Here is a 17,578-nt window from a genome sequence, read left to right as displayed (position 1 = left end):
ACACGGGTTCCGCGGGTGCCGCTCTGCTTCTTCATGTTCGGGATCTGGTTGCAGGGAAGGGGCTTGCCGCGGAGTGTGCTGTGGCGGCTATTTCGGGCGGTGGCGGCATGTTGTGGTTGGTGCGTGTGTCCGGATCGCTGGACTGCCGCGCTGGCTCGATCCCCGCGGCCGCGAGACCCGCCGGGGCGGTGTCGGAGAGCGGGACGCCGTAGCGGGCGAGGCGCAGCGGGCATCAGGGATTCGACCGGGGCCTTGCGGCGCCAGGCCCGGCCGAACCGGGAGTGGAGGCGGGCCTGGTAGACGAGGCGCTCCTGCTCCAGCTTGATCACGGCCTCGTAGGAACGCAGCTCCCACAGCTTCATCCGGCGCCACAGCAGGAACGTGGGCACGGGGAGAGCAGCCAGCGCGTGATGCGCACGCCCTCCATGTGCTTGTCCGCGGTGATGTCCGCGATCCGGCCGATCGCGTGCCGGGCCGCCTCGACCGAGACGACGAACAGGATCGGGATCACGGCGTGCATGCCGACGCCCAGCGGGTCGGGCCAGGCCGCCGCGCCGTTGAACGCGATCGTCGCCGCGGTCAGCAGCCACGCCGTCTGCCGCAGCAGCGGGAACGGGATCCGGATCCAGGTCAGCAGCAGGTCGAGGGCGAGCAGCACACAGATGCCCGCGTCGATGCCGATGGGCAGGACGTAGGAGAAGTTCCCGAAGCCCTCTGGCCAGGGCCAGCTCGCGGACTGCCGCGTACGAACCGGCGAAACCGATACCCGCGATCACCACCGCCCCGCCAACGATCATCCCGATCAGCCACCGATGGGCACGGGTGACCTGAGGTGGCGGTGTGCCTGGTGCCGGTTTCGCGGTGCTGCCCTTCAGCGTTCGGCGGTCTGGGATTGCCTGTTGAAGCGGACATCAGGAGGCGGCCAGCAGTTTGTCGGCGAGCGCGAGAGTCTCCTTGTCGAGGTGTTCGCGACTCAGGTGTCCGTTCACGTTGTGCCATTGGGCGACGGCGGCCTGTAGCCCGCTGCGGTTGCCAGCGGCTGCTTCCGTGCGCATGAGGGCCCGGTAGAGGGTTCGGCGTGGGGGTCGGCTGTCAGGCCGGTTGTGCAGGCCCGGCGTGCGGTGTGGAAGTCCTGGTGGGGCCCGTCACTTGTGCGGTAGCTGGCCACGGTGTGGGCAGCGTCGGCGATGCGGGCCTGCATCGTGGTGCGCAGCCCGGTCATCCATCGGGCGGGGTGCTGGCTGAGGGGATTCCGTCGACCAGGGCCAGGGCCCGCTCCAGGTAGGGCAGGCCGTCTTCGCCGCGGGTGAGGCCGAGGGTGGCGAGTCGCTCGAACTCCCACCAGTCGCAGCGCACTTGTTCCGAGAGCATGTAGGGGAGGCCTTGCCCTTGCGCTGGGGAACGTAGGGGTTCCCGTCGACGTCTGTGCCGAGGCGGGTGCGTAGTTCCCGGAGCCGGGAGCCGAGTGTCTTCGGGGACCAGGGGGCGCCGTCGCCGAGGTCTTCGCACAGCCGGTCGGCGCCGCTGTCCGGTTTCAGGAGCAGGTGCGCGGCGAGTTCGATCAGACGCGGCTCCAGGGCGTCGGCGTTTTGCATGTCGAGGGTTCCCAGCGCCCGCAGGCGGGGTGCGGTGTCGTCCGGCCCGGCCTGGCTGAGTGCCTGGTCGGCATCGGACTCGGGGATCGGCGGGGTGCGTTCGGGGGCGAGGAGGGCGTGGACCGGCGGGATGAGGAACCGCGGCCCGATCCGCTCTGTCTGCTCGGCCGGCCCGTCGCCGCCTTCGGCGGGAGCAGCTGGGGCGGCTGCGAGCGCTGCCCGCCCGGGTCGGCCGACGCATTCAGCAGGACCTGGAATGCGACGGTGGTGCCCTTCTGCGGTCGCCGGGGCATCCGCGCGCAGGGCTTCCGGAACGGTCCGGCGGGCTGGGGAACCTTCCGGTGTCGAAATCGGTGTGTTGTTGTGGGTCGAGGACGGCGCGCACGGCGGGGGCCGAGTTGGGTACTTCGACGGGCTCTGAGGGACGTGTTCACTACGCCGTGCGGGTCTTCGGCGGGCGGTTGGTCTGCTGGAAGGCGTCGGCGAGTTCGGCGAGGGATGCGGCGTCCAGGCGCTGCAGAACGACATCGACGCCGAGTGCATCTATGCGCTGGGCGTCGGAGACGCCGGCGTCAGATTGTCTCCGCGTCCGGGAACACCGCAGCAGCAGCGGCGGGCAGGATGAGGACACACGGGGTCAGGTCGTGGGAGCGGTCGAGGGTTTCGGCGAGCTGCCAGGCGGTGTCGTCGTCCAGGCCGCCGGCGCAGAGCACGATGTAGGGGATGCCGCGGTCTTCAGCGTCCTGGTGGGCTTCTGAGGATGCGTGCGGCGAACTCCCGGCGACCAGGCGAGGATCGGGCAGGTAGCGCACCCCGAGTGTCTCCGAGGTCGGCCCCCCGCGCCCAGGCCACAGGCCAGAACCTCGACGTGCTCGGCGTGCGGGCCGATCGACCAGCTCGGTAGCCAGACCAGCCATGATTTCGGTCCGTCGGCCGGATTACCCTCGACGAGCAGCACCTGGAGCGGGTTTCGAGGTTCACCAGCACCAAACTGCCCGCCGGATCGGTGCCTAGGGTGACCAGCGCGCCGGAGAGGCGGTCTGCCTCCTCAGATACAGCGGGCAGTGTGATGTCGTCGGGCAGGTGCCACCACCCCGCCCGCGACAAAGTGCAACGGCGGGCCGGCTCGGCGGTGACCTCGTCGGGCAGAACTCTGCGCACTCCGTTGGCGGTGACACGCGCGCTCCGCAACGGCGGCGGAGCGCCCTCGCCCTGCTCGCCAGGGCAGCCAGCGCGGCCTGGAGCCGCTGGATGCCGTCGGCGCCGCCGCGAGCCGCCCGTCCGCAACTCTCGCTCCTCTGCCCGCCGCTGGCACGGTGTCGGGAAGGGTCTGCGCCGGGCTTGCGGGAGCGGCGCTGCCGCAGCCGCCTCCAGGCGAGCGTTCCGGTCAGCGCGGCAGCCAGCACCGCGCCCACGCCTGCCCCCTGCTGCAGCGAGACACTCGAAGATTCCTGGACCGGCCTGTCCCGGCGAGGAGGTGCCGTGGCCGTGAGCGCTCGGAGCCGGATGCCGATGCCGATGGCACGCGGAGGTGGCAGCCGACGGCGGGCCTGCTCGTCGGGAGGCGGGCCGAAGAGACCCTGCGCCCTCGGCACCCCCAGGCCGCGCAGACGGGGACGCCGCGCTGGCTGGGCGTTGCGGACGGAGTCGATGTCGGGGGAGCGGCTGCCCCGCGCGTCCGTGTCGCTGCCCCGTTCCGGGTCGCGCGCCGTGTCGGAACCGTCCTGCTCTGCCCCCGCGCCGCTGCGATCAGGCTGCTTCCCGCGCTCTTCGGAATCCGGCTGCCTCTCGTGCTGGTCGCCGGCGGGGCGTCTCGGTCGCCGTCGGGGGTGTGGCCGGATGGTGATGTGCTGGCCTGGGCGGATCAGGCTGGCATCGGTGATGCGCGGCAGTCCGTCGGGTTGTGGCCGCGGCTGGCGGCATAGCCAGCTTCGGCCAGTTCGCCGCGTCACCCGTCTCCTGATGGGCGATCTGGGAGAAGGTCTCGGCGGGTGCGACGATATGAGTTGCGGGCCGGGTCTCCTTGGTCTGCGCGACGGCCCGCCTTCCGCGTTGTCGGCTGAAGAGGCTGTGTCGTGGCGCGGGATGCCGACGGCAGCCGCAGGATCCAGCCGGCGGATCGGCGCGTCGGCCCGGAAGATGCTGCCGTCGGCCATCGGCCGGCCTTCGTTGCGTCGGCGAGGTGGGTGTACAACCCGCCGTTGCCGTAGAGGTGTTCCGCGATCGACCAGAGACTTTCGGCCGGGCGCATGTCGCGGACGGTGTAGGTGATCGCGGTCGCTCGCCGTCTGACCGGCTGCTGCCGCATCGGCGGAGGCGACAGCAGCCTGGTGGGAACCGCCGGCCGACTGTGTGGCAGCGCTGGCGGAGGCTACGGTGCGGGTGCGGCTTCGGCAGGTGGCCGCCAGTGCCGTGCTGGTGGGCAGCAGCACCAGCAGCGAGCCGACGAGCGCGGCGGCGGCGCGCTGGCTGATCTGCAGGCCGGGCAGGCGGGCGCCCGTACTCCGCGCAGCTGCGCGGGGATCTGCAGCAGCAGGGACAGGATGAAGCTCGCCCAGGCGAGCCAGCCGATGGCGCAGACGGCCAGCAGCGCGACACTGCCGGTGTCCTGGCGGGTGAACAGGTGCTGCAGCGCGTCCCAGCCGCCCGGCGCGAGCGCCGTGCTGGCCTGCCACAGCAGCCACGGCAGCCCGCCCACGGTGACGGCGAGCGCGAGCAGCGCGCCCAGGGCGCGCAGCAGCAGCGCCGCCGTGCGCCGCGACCGCCTCGGTGACAGGGGAACGGGTGCGGGTGCGGGAGCGGGTCATGGGTTCTCACCGTCCTCGGGCTGGGTCGTGCCGTACAGCAACGTGGCGGTGCTGGAGACCTGCGGCGGTAGGTGTGGGGGTAGAACACGCCGCGGTAGGTGCCGGTGACGGTCACCGTGATCCTGCGTCCGGCGCCGGTGATGCGACCGTGCGCCCGGGCGCTGGCCCGGGCCAGGTAGGTGTGGGCGGCGGTGGTGGCGGCGCCAGGGTCGACGCGCACGCCGTGGGCGGGGATCGCCGTGTCGAGGTCGACGGCCTGCTGGGCGGCGCGGGCAGCCTCGATGGCGAGCGCGTCGGCGTTCTGCCGGGCGCGCAGGGCCCCGAACGCATCCACGGTGAGCAGCCCGGCGAGGAGAATGAGGGGGCCGGTGATAACGGCGACGAAGATGCTCACCCCGCCGCGGTCATCGAAGCGCAGTTGCCGCCATTGCGCGGCCCGTTGGCGGCGCCTCGCGATCGGCCTCGATATGCGTCGACCACGGAGGTGAAAGAACTCCTGACGGTGCGGACGCCGGGCCCACCGCCGATCAGCACCAGATCCCCACCGGCACCCGGCAGGCCACGGTGACGGTCACCGCCGACTACCGTGCCCACGGGTACGGCAAGACCGGCGTGTGTCGGCCCGACATCGATGCTGGAGCAGGCCTGCTGCTCGCCCGACAAGGCTTGCCGTGCGGCCTTCTGCGCGGCGTCCTGTCCTTGGCCGGGGGTGCGCTGAAGAGGAGGCGGACAGCGGGCGGCGGCCTGTGCTGCGGCATCGGTCTTCTGCCCGGCCCGCGCGAGACGGGCGCCAGCGATGAACAGCAGCACCAGCACGATCAGGACCGGCACCGTGATCGCGGCCTCGATCGCTGCGTTGCCCCGGTCTTCGCGCAGCGCCGCGGCCCACGTTCGGCGCGGTGGGGTATCGGCTTGTGTCACCGTTGTCCCTTCACGGTCCAGTGCTCGATCGGTCCGGTCACGGTCGCGTGCACCGTCAGATGGAAGCCGGGAGCATCGACAGCGCCTGCCCACCGACGCGCACGCGCATCGTGTCCGGGCTGCTGCCGGCGGTGCTGACCTGCGTGCCGGTGAGCATGTTGCCCGCCAGATCGTCCAGCGCCTGCCGTGCGCGCGCCGAGCCGCATCGCCGGGGAGTGGCCTCGTAGATCCGGCCGGCGGCCACTCCGGAACGGGCGGCGATGTAGGCGATGTTGCGCGCGTACGCCCACAGCACACCCTGGATGAGGAGGAAGGTGATGAGGATGACGGCGGGGAAGAGGATGGCGAGCTGGATCGGGGACGAGCCGCGGTCGTCCCACTGTCTGCGCATCGGGTCAGTCGTCTCAGCCGCCGAGGTCGACGTTGTCGACCTTGCTGCTGGCCCGGTTGCCGAGGGCGACCAGGGCGGCGACGATCGTGACCGCGATGCCGATCCCGGCCACCCACAGGATCACCGTGACGACCGGGTTGTCTCCGCGATCGCCACGCTCGGTGATCTCCTCGTGCGCTTCCTCGACACGTCGGCTGATAGCGGCCGGTATCCGGGCGAGCAGCATGCCGGTCTTCAGGAACAGGTCGGACATGGGGGTTCTCCGTTCAGGAGCTCTGGTTGAAGGCGTTCAGGAGGGCAGGAAAGGCCAGGGCCGCCATGACGAGGACACACAGGACCGCGAGGGCCTGCATCTTCTCGGTGTTCGCATTGGCCGCGGCGGCCTCGGTGTTGAGCTGTTCGGTGCGCAGGCTGGCGGCCCGGTGGCGCACGGTGTCGTAGACGGACGCGCCTTCCTGGGTGGACATCTGGACGAAGTCCGCGACATCGGCGAGCACCGGGACGTCGAGGCGTTCCCCGAGGTCGCTGAGGGCCGCCCACTGGGCGGTGCGCTCCACCCGGGCACGCATCGAGGGCATCCTGGAGGCGCACGAACACCCAGCCGCGGCCCACATTCGCGGCTTGCTCGAGGGCGCTCTCGATCGCGATCCCGGCCGCGAGGCGCAGGGCGACCAACTCCAGGTAGACGGCGATGGCGTGCGCGCATTCGGCGCGCGCGGTGCCTGCATCGCGCCGGAGCATCAGGTCGGGCACGAACCAGAACACGGCCGCCAGGACCACGCCAACGACCGCGGGAGCATACAGCGGGACGCTGATGCCCAGCAGCGTCCAGGCAGCGATGAACATACTGGGGGCGAACAAGCCGAGCAGCACGAGCAGCGCCTTGTTGAGCAAGAACATCTCCGCGCTCTGCCCAAGCAGGTCCAGGTCCTGGCCGGCAGCCGGACGGGCAGCCGCTTGACCAGCCACGCTATCTGCGCCTGCGCCGAATGAGTCTCGGCGCGTGGCTGTTGGGGCGCAGCAGGCGCCGGGTGGAGGCGCTCCAGCGCCGGCCCGAGTTTCGGAGCGGCCGGCAGCGGTTCGTTCACCAGCAGCGCCACCCCGGCGCCGCCCAATGCGCCGGACACGATGACCATGGTCAGGGTGTGCATCGAGACTCCCGCCCGCGTTGCCGGTAGCGCCTCGTCTGCCTGAGTGGGTGGGGTGACGGGGCTGCGGGAGTCGGGGACCAGGACGCGGGCGGTGTGCCCGCGGGTGGCGTAGCGGCGCACCCACACCAGGGTTGCCACGAAGCCCGCCGCGAGCGGGCGAGGACCAACTGGCCCATCACGGTGGCGTACACGCCGGTGTATTGGGGCACGGTGAACCCGAGCCCGACGATCCCCAACGTGATCAACGTGAGGTGCGGACCGTGGTGCGGGTCTTCTGCCGGTCGGCCTCGATGCCTTGGCGCATCTTGACCTCCTCCCGCACCGAGGCAGCCAGGTCCTCCATGGCCTGCGCGAGCCCGGGGCCGGGGTCCTGGGCGGCCAGGATCAGCGCGGAGCACACCTTGTCCCCGGTGACATCGTCGAAACCGTGCGCGAAGTCCTTGAGGGCCTCGTGGGTGGGCCACTGCGCCTGCACCTTGTCGGCCAACTCCCAGATCTCCGCGGCGAGCGCGGCCGGCGCATGCTTGCGGGAGGCGATCAGCGCCTTCTCCAGCGCGTTGCCGAGCCGCACCATCTCCGACAGGCGTTGCGCCCAGTCGCCGAGTGCGTCCCGGCGGGCGATCTGTGTCCGGTCATGGCTGGCCCGGACAGCAGCCAGGGCCCGCCCACGATGACGGCGCCGACGATGAGCCCGGCCATCACCATGCCGGTGACCAGCCACACCCCTATGAGCGCAGCCGCACCGCGAGGCCGAGCAGGATCCGCCGCTGGGCGGCGAACCGCCGGGCCACCGTGCCGCGTTCACGCTGCCAGGGCAGCGGCTTCTTGGGCGCGGTGGTACCGACGAAGCCGGCCACCGTCAGGACCAGGCCCAGGCCGAGCAGGGTGCCATTGGCCACCCACCACAGGTTGGTGATCACACCGGCCTCCCTGGGCATAGGCGAGGGCCTGGGCGGACAGCGGCGGCGAGGTCATGCCGGCCCGCTCCAGGCGGTGCCGTCTGCGTTCGCTGAGCGCGCCCTGGGCACAGCTGGCCCGTCAGGTCGTCGGCCGGGCCAGCACACCTCGTTGTACATCGGCCGGCCGTCGTGGCCGATCGGTGATCTCCCAGATGTGGGAGAGATAGCGGCGCGGGACGTCCGATGCTGTCGTCGACCGACAGAAAGGCGATCAGGTGCAGGCCGTTGGCGATCTGCCGGTAGGCCAGCTCCGGCGTGAAGTTGGCCTGCGCCAGCAGGTACAGCTCGGCGACTCGGTCGAACACGGCGGCCGGCTCGGAGGCGTGGATCGTGCACATGTTGCCGGGCCGGTCCGACGTCATCGCCTGCATCATCGCGGTGATCTCCGGCCCGCAGACCTCCCCGACGATGGTGCGGGTCAGCGACATCCGCTTCGCCCGCAGCATCAGATCCATCAGCGTGATCTCGCCTGCGGCCGCGCCGGCCGGGCCGATCCGCTCGCCGTTGAGAACCGGGCCTCCATCGGCACCACATGCTCGTGGAACGCCGGGTCGGCCAGCCCCTCGAACGTGGTCTCCACGGTGCCGAACCGCTGAGTGCGCGGGATCTGCTTGATCAGGGCGCGCAGCAGGGTCTCGTCTTCCCGGACGCCTGTTCCCCGGCGACCATGACGTTCAGCCGCCCGCGCACTGCAGCGGCGAGCAGGTCGGCAGCCTGTTCGCTCACCGTGCCCAGCTGCACCAGGCGGGGCAGATCGATGTCGAGATAGCGGTGGCGGCGGATGGTCACATGGGTGCGCCCTCCGGTGATCTCCGGTCCCAGCGCCTGCAGGCGGGAACCGTCGGGCAGCCGCAGCTCCACATCCGGGCTGTGTGTGGAGAAGGTGCGCCCGTTCTGTCCGGAGGCGCGGATCAGAGTCCCGCACCAGGTCCTGCAGTTCCTCCTCCGAGTCCGCGACGCGGGCCACCTGGGCCGGTTCATGGCGGCCGCTGTATTTGAGGAAGACCCGCGTCGAAGCCCTCCAGCCAGATGTCCTCGACCAGCTCGTCGTCCAGAGTAGCGCTGTAGCCGCCCGGCGCGAAGCACATGTCGAAGGCGAGCGACGCGAGCTCCTGCTCGAGAGCGTGCCCGACCGTGCCGCCGGTCGACAGCCCGTGCGCGTCCGACCAGATCGCCACCTGCTCGTTGATCAGATGACGGCCCCGCTGTTCCTTGGCCTGGGGAGACAGCGCGGTGCTGCTCTCCCGTGCAGGCGCTCCAGCACGATCTTCTTGATCTCCTGGGCAGCCCGATAGTCCACCGCCTGCCCACCAGCGGCAGGCACAGAGGGCGGATGCCACAGCGACTGCAGTGCGGGTGGCAGAGGAAGCTATGGGAGTGCCGTAGCCCGATACGACGCCGGCGACCGACACTCCACCAGGGCCCGCGGGCGCCTGGCGGCGCGGGGGGTGGGACGGGGAGGGCCGTTGTAGACGGGTTCAGCGCGCACGCCGCACCTCCGCCAGCCGCTGCTGCATCGGCGAAAGGTACAACCGCTGGCGCCGCGAGGCGGCCTGCTGCCGGATCGGCGTACGCGCCTCACGCGCAGCACGCAGCAGAGGGCCCTTGGTGAACCTGCGGTCCTGCGGCGCACCATCGGAGAGCACCGCCGCCTCACCAGGCCGGCATGGCAACGTCGCAACCACCCGCGTCTCGAGCGCCTCCTCCACCTCACGGTGGCCGTAGGTGCCCTCGGCGATCAGCAGGATGCCGAGCGCGGCGTGGGACGATCGGATCACTCTCAACACCTGGCGCAGCATCCCGATCCGTCCCCGGGCCGCGTTCACACTGCGCAGCGTGCCCCGCACCACCAGCAGCACCAGATCCGCACGCTGTGCCAGCACCCGAGAGGGCCCGTACGCGCCGCTCCGGCCCAGATCGACGATCACGTCATGGGCGAGCGTCGGCATCGGTCGATCACCGTGAACAACTCCGCCAGCTGCGACCACTCCGGCGCCAAACCCGCCGCCTGCGACGGCTCGGTCAATCCGGGCAGCAGTACATGCCGGCCGTCGTTGACCCCGCCGTCATCCGATAAACGCACCAGCTGCGTCAGAACGCATCCCGCAACGACTGCTCGCCCCTCAGCGACACAGACGCAGATTCCGCAGGCTCACATCCGCGGACAGACTGCCCGCAACGCGCCGGAGAGCACCGCCCCTCCGTCCGGGTCGCACTCGGCCAGCAGCATCCGCCGATCGCCCTCCAGCGGCCAACTCCGCAACAGGGCCAACGCGCTAGTGGTCACACCGGGCGCCCGGGCAGAACCGGCTAACGCGATGACCGCCATCAGCCACTCGCCCCGTTCACCGCCAGCGCCACATCACCGGACGCTGCCTGGCAGCCAGCTTGCCGCCCTGCGAGCGCGGCACCGCGACGTCCACGACCCGCTCACCCGTCGACTCCCGCGCCGCACCGACCCGCACCACACGCGCCTGCACCGACGCAGGGCCAGCCGTATCCTTCGCCGCATCGGCCGCCGGATCGTCACTGGTGAACACCACCTGCACCGTGTCACCCGGCCGCAGCACCGAATCCGGCAACTGCCCCGGCTTCAGCGCCAGCCGACCAGCTGCTCACCGGCCTTCACCAGTGTCGTGCGGGTGACCTGCCGGGGTGCAGCAGCGCACCGGACTGCAGCGCGGAGACCGCGCGCATGCCGGCACCACCTCGTCGCGCTGCTGGACTCCCGCCACCTTCATCGACGGATCCAGCGCAACCGACGCCTCACTGCAGGTCACTGTCGCTGATGACACTGCCGGCGGGACATCCCGGGCCAGCTCGATCACCGGCTGCCGCTGCCCGTTCTGCGTCCAGTACCAGTAGTTGCCCACTGCACACGCCGCGATACACGCCACCGCCGCACCGCCAGCATCCCCGGCCGACGACGACGTGATTGCCACTTCGCCTGCGCACCCCCACCGGGGTCACGACGCCGTCGTCGGGCTTACTGTCTGCGGAGGCACTTCCGTCCTGCTCGCTTGATTGCCTTTCATCCGCTGCTCGGTCCGGCGCGTGTCAGCTGCCCACCGCCTGCAACTCACGCACGGTGGCGCTCACATCGGTCTGCCGGGTCGTCGGGATCTGGCCCTGTTCGCCGGTGCTGGCCTGCCACGTCACGTCCCAGTACGCGGTCGCCGACAGCCGATCGCTTCGCGCCCGGCTCCTGAGTGGAGGGCTCCTGGTAGAGTGGCGGCGCAGTCCGGCGACTCGACGCCGCTGCGCGTGCTCGTGAACGGAGTGCGGGCCGTTGCAGACGACCTTCTCGCCATCACCCATGTTCCACACGATCTTCGAGACCTTCGCCGTCGCGGAGACCGATCACCCCTCCCGCCGACGCCGACGCGTGTTCGGTCGAACGTCGTCGCACTCGGGGTCACCCACAACCACATCGGGACCCCGACCGCGCACTTCGCACCTGTGCGCGAGACTCGCGCCTTGCCAGGACCTGCAACTTCGTTTGGTCCACTGCCTGCTGGGCGACAATTGCTGGGTCGATGGCTGGAACGGCGGCACCCTCTCGACAACGCCAAAGTGATCTGTTGCGCCTCCACCAGGACGAGACACGCTCGTACACGGTCTTGCCCTCGCCCTTATAAAACGCACTGTCTGGCGGTGGCTGTGGGTCAAGCTTCTTCACCTTGCAGTCTGAGGTCTTGTGTCACTTTCTCAGTGCTGCCTGTGGGGACGCTTGCTCGCCAACCTGGCCGGGAGTGCCATCCGATTGGCCGCTTTCACCGCTGGCTTCACAGGTAATGAACGGGTCGGGTGCGTTGCATCCAGCAGTGGCACATCGGCGAAATCGCGGTTGTGGCGGGGTGCAGAAGCGCTACGCTGAAGGTGCCGATCAGCAGGACGTTGCGGATGGCTTGACCTCGACGATCTTCCATTCCTTCCCCCACTTCTCGGCTTGGACCTAGTCGCGTACTTCAAGACGCGGTTCTTCGGCATTTCCGCTGGCTTACCGGTCTTCTCGTACACACGCTTCCAGGGCTGGTGTCAAGGCAGTCAGTCAGGCTGGCCCAGGGCGCCTTCTTGTCCGGCTTCAGCCCTGTGAGTGTGACGTCGTGGGTCGGAGCGCCTGGGCGACTATGCCCTTTTCGCGGTAGGAGTCCATGGCGATCTCCGTGTGTCCGCTAAGGCGAGGCCCAGCGGAGAACTTCCGAAGATCGGTGCCCTTGACGCTGCCCTGCGCGTAGGCGCTGAAGCCTGCTCTCGTCCCACATGCGGTCGTAGGTGTTGAGACGGTCTTCTTGAGGGCGGCATCGGGGTGCGGCCTATGGCTGGGGCTGGGCGCGGACCTCGACTCGTTCGACGCTGTCGTTGGAGTGGATGGGGCGAGTGTCGCTTCCGGACCCTCATTGCTGGTGGCAGAGCAGGCGGTGAGTGCGGTTGCGGTGGCGCGCGGCAGCAACCGCAAGTACAGAACCGATTGAGCGCCCGCTTTTCGCCTGCGAACAACGGAATATGCCTGGTGGTGTCCTGGTCGTGTCATGAAGTCTCCCCGTGTGAGCGTGAGTCTGCTGTGGCCTCTCCACTCGGTGGCGCCTCCGATCCGATCTCCGAAAGTGGCCGTGAGCGGCCTTGATCTCCGTGCGTTGCGGCCACAGTACCCACGGGTTGACTGGTTGTGTGTCCCAACTCTGTAAGAATCACGGGCAACTTGGGGCTACAGATGTCGAAACTGAACACGTAGTTAACCGAGTTGCGCACGGCGGAGGAGTGTGCCATCCATGCTTGTCATATGCCAGAGATGTGCAGAGGTAAATTTTTCGAATCTGGCGCTGCGCGTGCCTCCTGGAGATCGCTCACAGTCTCGTGCGGCACCTTCTAGACGTTGCTTCCTGTGGGTGTCGGAGCGGCATGAGAGCCTCCGGTCATGAGCTACGACCTTGCTGTCTGGGAAGGCGAGAGGCCGGCGGATGGCAGGACTGCCAGCCAGGTCTTCAGCGACCTCTACGACCGCTACATCGACGGCGAGGTGGAGTACCCTCCGTCGCAACGCATCGCGGCCTACGTCTCCGTGCTGCTTGAGCGGTGGTGCGACATCACTGAGGACGACGAGGACACCTCGCCCTGGTCGACCGGTCCGCTGATTGATGAGGCCAGCGGCCCGCTGATCTACTTCGCCATGCGGTGGAGCATGGCCGAGGAGAGGCGATCCGCCTACGCGGTGGCTGCCGCGGAGTCCATGGGACTGGTCTGCTTCGACGTGCAGCGGGGCCGGCTCAGGCGCTGATCGGTGCCGCCCATCGGTGTTAGCCAATGAGGATCGCTGCCATGCCGACGAAGGCGAGGAAGTGTTCGGCCTTGCGTTCGTAGCGGCGGTGAGCCGTTGGCGGACAGCCATCCAGGACACGTTCGCTCGACCACTCAACGATGTCGCCCCAGTCCTTCGGTGATTCGACGCTCTTGCGGGCGATGCGGCGGCGGATGCCCCGCCGACGGAGCCATCGGCGCCGGTGGACGTCGTCGTATCCCCTGTCGGCGTGCGAGTTTCGCCAGTTTGCGGCGCCGGGGTCCACAGCGAGGAGCGGATGGGCGGGATTGCTCAGGACGAGCGGCTCCAAGCTGACCGTTGTGCTCGTTCGCGCCCTAGATGCCAAGGGAGGCAGGGGTAGTCCGTTCCGGTCGGTGATCAGGTGAATCTTCCGTCCGAGTGCCGCGGTCGGCCGGATTCGGTCACTGTCAAAGGCCTCCGTCTTTCTGGTGGGTGGGCGCTACGTCGCGTCCACCGCGCCGATCACCGCGCGCCTGCTTAAGATCGCTCGTGGATCTTCCCGGTGACTGATCGAATTGCAGCGAGCGGCCGACGACGAGGGTCGCAAGATGGAACACCTCGACACGGGCGACCGCTGAAGCGCAGCGCGCGGCTAGTTCGAGCGGCCGCGAAGGCTCAGGCCGCGGTCACCGCGCACGCCGACGAGCAAGGTCTCAGCGGTTCGATGTCGAGAAGAACTCCGGCAGGTCACGCGGCACCCTTCGCGGAGCCGAGGAGTAGGTCGCTCCCGGCCCGAGAGGTCTCGCCGCCTGTCAGCGCATGACGCGGTGGGCCCGCGGCTGTGGGCTGGTCGAGGCGTCGCCTGTGGATGTTGGAGGCGCCACGACGAGCCCGCGCCATCGAGCATGTGGGCTGGTAGACCAATATTGAGCGGGCATAAGCCGGCACCACATCCAGCGGACCTGGCTGGGCTACCACCCCGGGCCTGAAGAGAGCGCCGTCAAGAAGTTGAGCGAGGGGAGGCGCCACGACCGGCTCAGCGCCGCCCGATGGCCGCCTACCGCGCTACCAGCTCGGCGTAAGAACGCGCAGCATCAGTGAGCTGGATGAGCAGTGGGCCAAGCTCGGTGACCGTGCTTCACGGCGGAGTCGAAGCCCAGCGCCCGGAGCCGCACCTGCACCGGGCGGACTGCTGGGTGATCCGGGACGGTCCCATGCCCCTGGATGCGATCCAGGCGTGCATAGCGCTCAACGGGCGGCTGACGCAGTTCACGGTGCCCTCGTGCGACGTGTGCGACCGATCAGCACCCCGGAGGCGGTCGGCGCGACGGAGGGTAGCGCGATAGGGCGCCTGGTCAAGCGGTCTTTGGCTTCTTCGCGGCCGTCTTCTTGCTGGTGGTCTTCTTCGCCGCGGATTTCTTCGCGGTCGTCTTGGCCGGCGCCTTCTTCGCTGCCTTCTTCTTCGGCTTGATCTCGTGGACCGTCGCGCGTCGCCGCTGTCGCCGCGGGATGCCTTGGCCTTCTGCACGGACTGTTCCAGGGCCGCCATGAGGTCGACTACCTGCCCGGCTGCGCTTCCTCGGCCTCGACGGTCGGTGGCTTCTTGCCCTGGGACTTGGCGCGGATGACGTCGGAGAGGGCGTCCGTGTAGCGGTCGGTGGCCCAGTCGGCGTCGGCGATTGGCTCCTCGCGGGTCATCGAGTCGATCAGGAGGATGGCCTCGTCGATCTCTTTGTCGGTGATGTCGACGGAGTCAGGAGCAAGGACTCCGGGAGCGGATCTCGTCGGGCCACTTCATGGCGTGGAGAGCGATGACGCCTCGACCACCCGGAGCAGGCAGTCGTTCCCGCCCGTGCCAGGCGAACTTCGCGACGGCGGCGCTACAGCATTCCGCTCCAGGGCCATGTCTGAGCAGGACATACGGTTTCGCTGCGACCTGGCCGTCGACTTCGAGGTAGCGCCCTCACCGATGCGGATCGGTCGATCGATTCGTAGGGCACGAACGCGACGATCTCGATGGCCTTCGCTGTGGGCAGCGGGATCTCGCGCAGCTCTTCGTCGGAGATAGCGACGATCTGATCCTTGGCGTACTCGTAGCCCTTGCCGATCTCTGCCTGGGTGACTTCGCGGTCCTCGATCTCGCAGATCTTCTTCGTGCGGACGCGGGCCATGTCCTCCAGGTGGTACTGGTGGAACCGGATTGAGTGATCCTCGGTCGCGGCCGTGACCTTGATGGGGATCGTGACCAGGCCGAACGAGATCGCGCCGGTCCAGACGGGGCGGGGCATGGCGAAGCCTTCCATCGACAACCCCGAGATGTTTCCAGCGTAGGAGCGGTGAAGGCAGCGCGCATACGGGGCGGCCGGAGCGGCCCCGAATGCGGGGGCGCTGCTCGATGCCCCGGCGTGCGTGGAGCCGCGGGACGGGGATGTCCCACGGCGGCGTTCGCGGCGCGTGCAGGCAGACGTCAGGGTGCGAGGGGCAGAGCGAGGCGGGCCATCGCTCGGTACAAGACGGGGACCGCCCGGGCCTCGGACGGCGAGGGAAGCCCGGGGGCGCCCGTTGCAAGAGACGCGAGCGGCGACCGCGGCGTCCTCGGCGAAAGCTCGCCTGCGCGCGGCACGGGGCGGTGCGGGACCGGTAGCGGCGGAAGAACACCTGGTGACGGGCAGGCGAAGTCCGGTTTCGTGGGGCCGCCACCATGATCTCCTCCGACCGGCATCACGCGTCCTGCGTCTCAGAGGGGGAACCTTGTTGCTCACACGTGCCAGATACGTCCGTCTCGCCTTCGTGGCGGCCGTGCTCGGTCTCGGCGCGGGCCTTACTCCGCCCGCCGCTCCGGCCTTGGCAGCGCCCGCATCATCGGCCAGTGCCGGGTACTGTCCCCGGCAGATGTTCGAGGCTCCGGCCGGGACCCGGCGGGCAGGCGTCACCGATGCTGACCCGACAGGCCACTACCAGGCCGGCTTCGTCGAGGATGCGTCGTTCGTCAGCCGCCTGGCTCTGTGGACCGACGGCGTGGCACAGCCGCAGATCCTGGGCGCCGACCATCCAGGGGTGACGGGGGTCAACTCCCATGGGGAGATGGTCGGTTCGGACTTCTTCCCGGAAGGCGGAGGGCGCGGCTGGTCCTACCGGAACGGCGCCTTTCACACGCTGCCTGGCCTGAGCGCCGGGGCGTCGGGCTTCCCGGCCGCGGTCAACGCGGAGGGGACCGCCGCGGGTTCGAGCCACGACGGCGGTGCTTTCCTGCCGGTCCTCTGGGCTCCCGACGGCACCGTACGACAGCTCGCGCTACCCGCGGGGGACACCAGGGGGCAGGCGCAGGACATCGATGACGACGGCTCCGTGGTCGGCTGGACCTCCACTGACTCGGGCGTGACCCACGCCGTGCGCTGGCTGCCCGACGGCTCGGTGGAGCGCCTGCCGGGGACGCCGCCACAGGACGGTTCGCGCGCCACGGCTGTCCGCGGCGGAAACGTGATCGGCCAGGTGATCCCGGACACGGGCGACTCGTCGATGCTGGTGTGGCGCGCAGATGCCGCATCCCCGCAGGCGTTCACGGGTTCGCCGCAGGCGGTCAACGCCCGGGGCGCGGTGGTCGAACTGACCTCGTACTACGTCAAACTGCAGCTCACCGAACCGGACGGCACGGTGCGCTCGTTGCCCACCGACACGACCCCTTACCCCACGGGCCATGTCGTGGCCCTGACCGATGCCGGGGTCGCCTATGGCAACTGGAACAGCACGCCGGTCAAGTGGGACTGCCGGCCTGCCGCCCTGGCAGAGCGCTGACGGGGCGCGCCAACCGGCCGGCCTGCATCTATCGACTTGTTCGGTACGGGCCCGTCCTCGTGCGGCAGGTGTGCGCCTTGGCGCATGGGGCAGCCCGGCGCACCACGGGGTAAGCGCGATGGGCCGAGGACCGCACCTTTTTCCCCAACTCCGGTGAGAAGACTGCCGCGTGCACGGGTTGACGACCTGCATCCGTAGGGCGCGCTGAGACAGAAGAGTAGAGAGAGCCACCGTTGCCGTGACCCCGCGCGGTGGCTCGCCTTCGCTCAGCCCGGCACGCCGAGGACGGTGTCGGGCCGGTTAAACGGGCATGCCTCGATCCTGTCGGTGATGGCGCTCAGCGCGTCCTTCCGGGTTGCGGCGGTGCTGTTCTTGCCCACCGCTCAGTCGCCGACGTGCAAGGCCAGGGCAAGGTCACTGTGGACGACGCGCTCAATGAGCCACTCCGGGGGCGCTCACTGGTGGGCGCGAGGTCCCGTTCCTGACGCGCTCCAGGAAGCGCAACAGGTCGATGCAGGAGTGCTGAGCAGGTCGTTGGCGTGCTCGAATGTAAGTTGGTGGGGGAACGCCAGCCCAGATCTCACCAATGGTCGATCATGAAGCCATAGCTCCGCCCAGCCGCTGCCACGTGACCCTCACCGTCGACGGCCGTACCAGCCCCGACACTGCCGACCGGAAGCTCCTCGGATTCCAGGCGCG

General features: G+C 69.5%; 21 protein-coding genes and 2 pseudogenes. 4 read left to right on the top strand and 19 right to left on the bottom strand.

Translation table 11 applies throughout. The features are described from left to right. Positions 1-148: 148 nt before the first annotated feature. From RBJ77_RS49385 to RBJ77_RS49345, 9 genes and pseudogenes are all read right to left on the bottom strand, one after another. A pseudogene (locus tag RBJ77_RS49385) lies at positions 149-797 on the bottom strand (DUF2637 domain-containing protein); the annotation flags it as partial. A 114-nt stretch (positions 798-911) separates the two neighbouring features. Next, positions 912-1,055, bottom strand: coding sequence for a hypothetical protein (locus tag RBJ77_RS49380; protein WP_372350947.1), 144 nt, complete (start codon positions 1,053-1,055; stop codon positions 912-914). Positions 1,056-1,218: 163 nt separating this feature from the next. Continuing rightward, on the bottom strand, positions 1,219-1,371 hold the full coding sequence (locus RBJ77_RS49375; RefSeq protein WP_372350946.1) for a hypothetical protein: 153 nt from the start codon (positions 1,369-1,371) through the stop codon (positions 1,219-1,221). 796 nt (positions 1,372-2,167) lie between these two features. Continuing rightward, positions 2,168-2,407 carry a hypothetical protein gene (locus RBJ77_RS49370; RefSeq protein ID WP_372350945.1) on the bottom strand — a complete coding sequence of 80 codons (240 nt, stop codon included), beginning with the start codon at positions 2,405-2,407 and terminating at the stop codon, positions 2,168-2,170. Between the two features lie 1,559 nt (positions 2,408-3,966). After that, a complete protein-coding gene (locus RBJ77_RS49365) occupies positions 3,967-4,293 on the bottom strand; it encodes a hypothetical protein (protein ID WP_372350944.1) in 327 nt (108 codons plus the stop codon). A gap of 499 nt (positions 4,294-4,792) precedes the next feature. Then, a complete protein-coding gene (locus RBJ77_RS49360) occupies positions 4,793-5,323 on the bottom strand; it encodes a TadE/TadG family type IV pilus assembly protein (protein ID WP_372350943.1) in 531 nt (176 codons plus the stop codon). Positions 5,324-5,378: 55 nt separating this feature from the next. Continuing rightward, on the bottom strand, positions 5,379-5,714 hold the full coding sequence (locus RBJ77_RS49355; RefSeq protein ID WP_372350942.1) for a TadE family protein: 336 nt from the start codon (positions 5,712-5,714) through the stop codon (positions 5,379-5,381). 13 nt (positions 5,715-5,727) lie between these two features. Next, the gene (locus RBJ77_RS49350) at positions 5,728-5,967 is read right to left on the bottom strand and encodes a hypothetical protein (RefSeq protein WP_372350941.1); all 240 of its coding nucleotides are present in this window, start codon (positions 5,965-5,967) and stop codon (positions 5,728-5,730) included. A 13-nt stretch (positions 5,968-5,980) separates the two neighbouring features. Then, the gene (locus RBJ77_RS49345) at positions 5,981-6,283 is read right to left on the bottom strand and encodes a hypothetical protein (RefSeq protein ID WP_372350940.1); all 303 of its coding nucleotides are present in this window, start codon (positions 6,281-6,283) and stop codon (positions 5,981-5,983) included. On the opposite strand from RBJ77_RS49345, the gene RBJ77_RS49340 reads away from it, so the two are divergent. After that, entirely contained in the window at positions 6,261-6,707 is a 447-nt protein-coding gene (locus tag RBJ77_RS49340; protein ID WP_372350939.1) for a hypothetical protein, read from the top strand. The genes RBJ77_RS49345 and RBJ77_RS49340 overlap by 23 nt on opposite strands. Before the next feature lie 399 nt (positions 6,708-7,106). Here RBJ77_RS49340 and RBJ77_RS49335 read toward each other — a convergent pair whose 3' ends face one another. From RBJ77_RS49335 to RBJ77_RS49305, 7 genes are all read right to left on the bottom strand, one after another. After that, the gene (locus tag RBJ77_RS49335) at positions 7,107-7,439 is read right to left on the bottom strand and encodes a type II secretion system F family protein (RefSeq protein ID WP_372350938.1); all 333 of its coding nucleotides are present in this window, start codon (positions 7,437-7,439) and stop codon (positions 7,107-7,109) included. A 151-nt stretch (positions 7,440-7,590) separates the two neighbouring features. Beyond that, positions 7,591-7,785: a hypothetical protein gene (locus tag RBJ77_RS49330; RefSeq protein ID WP_372350937.1), complete on the bottom strand. Its 195-nt coding sequence runs from the start codon at positions 7,783-7,785 to the stop codon at positions 7,591-7,593. Beyond that, the gene (locus tag RBJ77_RS49325; protein ID WP_372350936.1) at positions 7,782-8,279 is read right to left on the bottom strand and encodes a hypothetical protein; all 498 of its coding nucleotides are present in this window, start codon (positions 8,277-8,279) and stop codon (positions 7,782-7,784) included. The genes RBJ77_RS49330 and RBJ77_RS49325 overlap by 4 nt, the downstream gene beginning before the upstream one ends. Before the next feature lie 160 nt (positions 8,280-8,439). Next, a complete protein-coding gene (locus RBJ77_RS49320) occupies positions 8,440-8,685 on the bottom strand; it encodes a hypothetical protein (RefSeq protein WP_372350935.1) in 246 nt (81 codons plus the stop codon). Positions 8,686-8,801: 116 nt separating this feature from the next. Further along, positions 8,802-9,002, bottom strand: coding sequence for a hypothetical protein (locus tag RBJ77_RS49315; protein ID WP_372350934.1), 201 nt, complete (start codon positions 9,000-9,002; stop codon positions 8,802-8,804). A gap of 300 nt (positions 9,003-9,302) precedes the next feature. Continuing rightward, positions 9,303-9,773, bottom strand: coding sequence for a hypothetical protein (locus RBJ77_RS49310; RefSeq protein ID WP_372350933.1), 471 nt, complete (start codon positions 9,771-9,773; stop codon positions 9,303-9,305). A 396-nt stretch (positions 9,774-10,169) separates the two neighbouring features. Further along, on the bottom strand, positions 10,170-10,406 hold the full coding sequence (locus RBJ77_RS49305) for a hypothetical protein (RefSeq protein ID WP_372350932.1): 237 nt from the start codon (positions 10,404-10,406) through the stop codon (positions 10,170-10,172). 2,336 nt (positions 10,407-12,742) lie between these two features. Between RBJ77_RS49305 and RBJ77_RS49300 the strand changes: the two genes are divergently transcribed. Continuing rightward, a complete protein-coding gene (locus RBJ77_RS49300; protein WP_372350931.1) occupies positions 12,743-13,102 on the top strand; it encodes a hypothetical protein in 360 nt (119 codons plus the stop codon). A 19-nt stretch (positions 13,103-13,121) separates the two neighbouring features. On the opposite strand, the pseudogene RBJ77_RS49295 reads toward RBJ77_RS49300, so the two are convergent. Continuing rightward, positions 13,122-13,545 (bottom strand): annotated as a pseudogene (locus RBJ77_RS49295) (transposase); the annotation flags it as partial. Between the two features lie 645 nt (positions 13,546-14,190). Here RBJ77_RS49295 and RBJ77_RS49290 point away from each other — a divergent pair. Beyond that, positions 14,191-14,430, top strand: coding sequence for a DUF6233 domain-containing protein (locus RBJ77_RS49290; RefSeq protein ID WP_372350930.1), 240 nt, complete (start codon positions 14,191-14,193; stop codon positions 14,428-14,430). Between the two features lie 211 nt (positions 14,431-14,641). Here the strand turns inward: RBJ77_RS49290 and RBJ77_RS49285 are convergent, their stop codons facing one another. Next, the gene (locus tag RBJ77_RS49285; RefSeq protein WP_372350929.1) at positions 14,642-14,782 is read right to left on the bottom strand and encodes a hypothetical protein; all 141 of its coding nucleotides are present in this window, start codon (positions 14,780-14,782) and stop codon (positions 14,642-14,644) included. Positions 14,783-14,964: 182 nt separating this feature from the next. Then, positions 14,965-15,387 (bottom strand): Ku protein, encoded by a 423-nt coding sequence (locus RBJ77_RS49280; RefSeq protein ID WP_372350928.1) that lies wholly within the window; start codon positions 15,385-15,387, stop codon positions 14,965-14,967. Positions 15,388-15,976: 589 nt separating this feature from the next. Here RBJ77_RS49280 and RBJ77_RS49275 point away from each other — a divergent pair. Beyond that, positions 15,977-16,879 (top strand): hypothetical protein, encoded by a 903-nt coding sequence (locus RBJ77_RS49275; protein WP_372350927.1) that lies wholly within the window; start codon positions 15,977-15,979, stop codon positions 16,877-16,879. Positions 16,880-17,578 lie beyond the last annotated feature (699 nt).

The organism is Streptomyces sp. KL116D, assembly GCF_030766975.1.
In the GTDB taxonomy this organism is placed as follows: Bacteria; Actinomycetota; Actinomycetes; order Streptomycetales; family Streptomycetaceae; genus Streptomyces; species Streptomyces longispororuber_A.
This window is presented reverse-complemented; position numbering and strand designations above follow the sequence as displayed.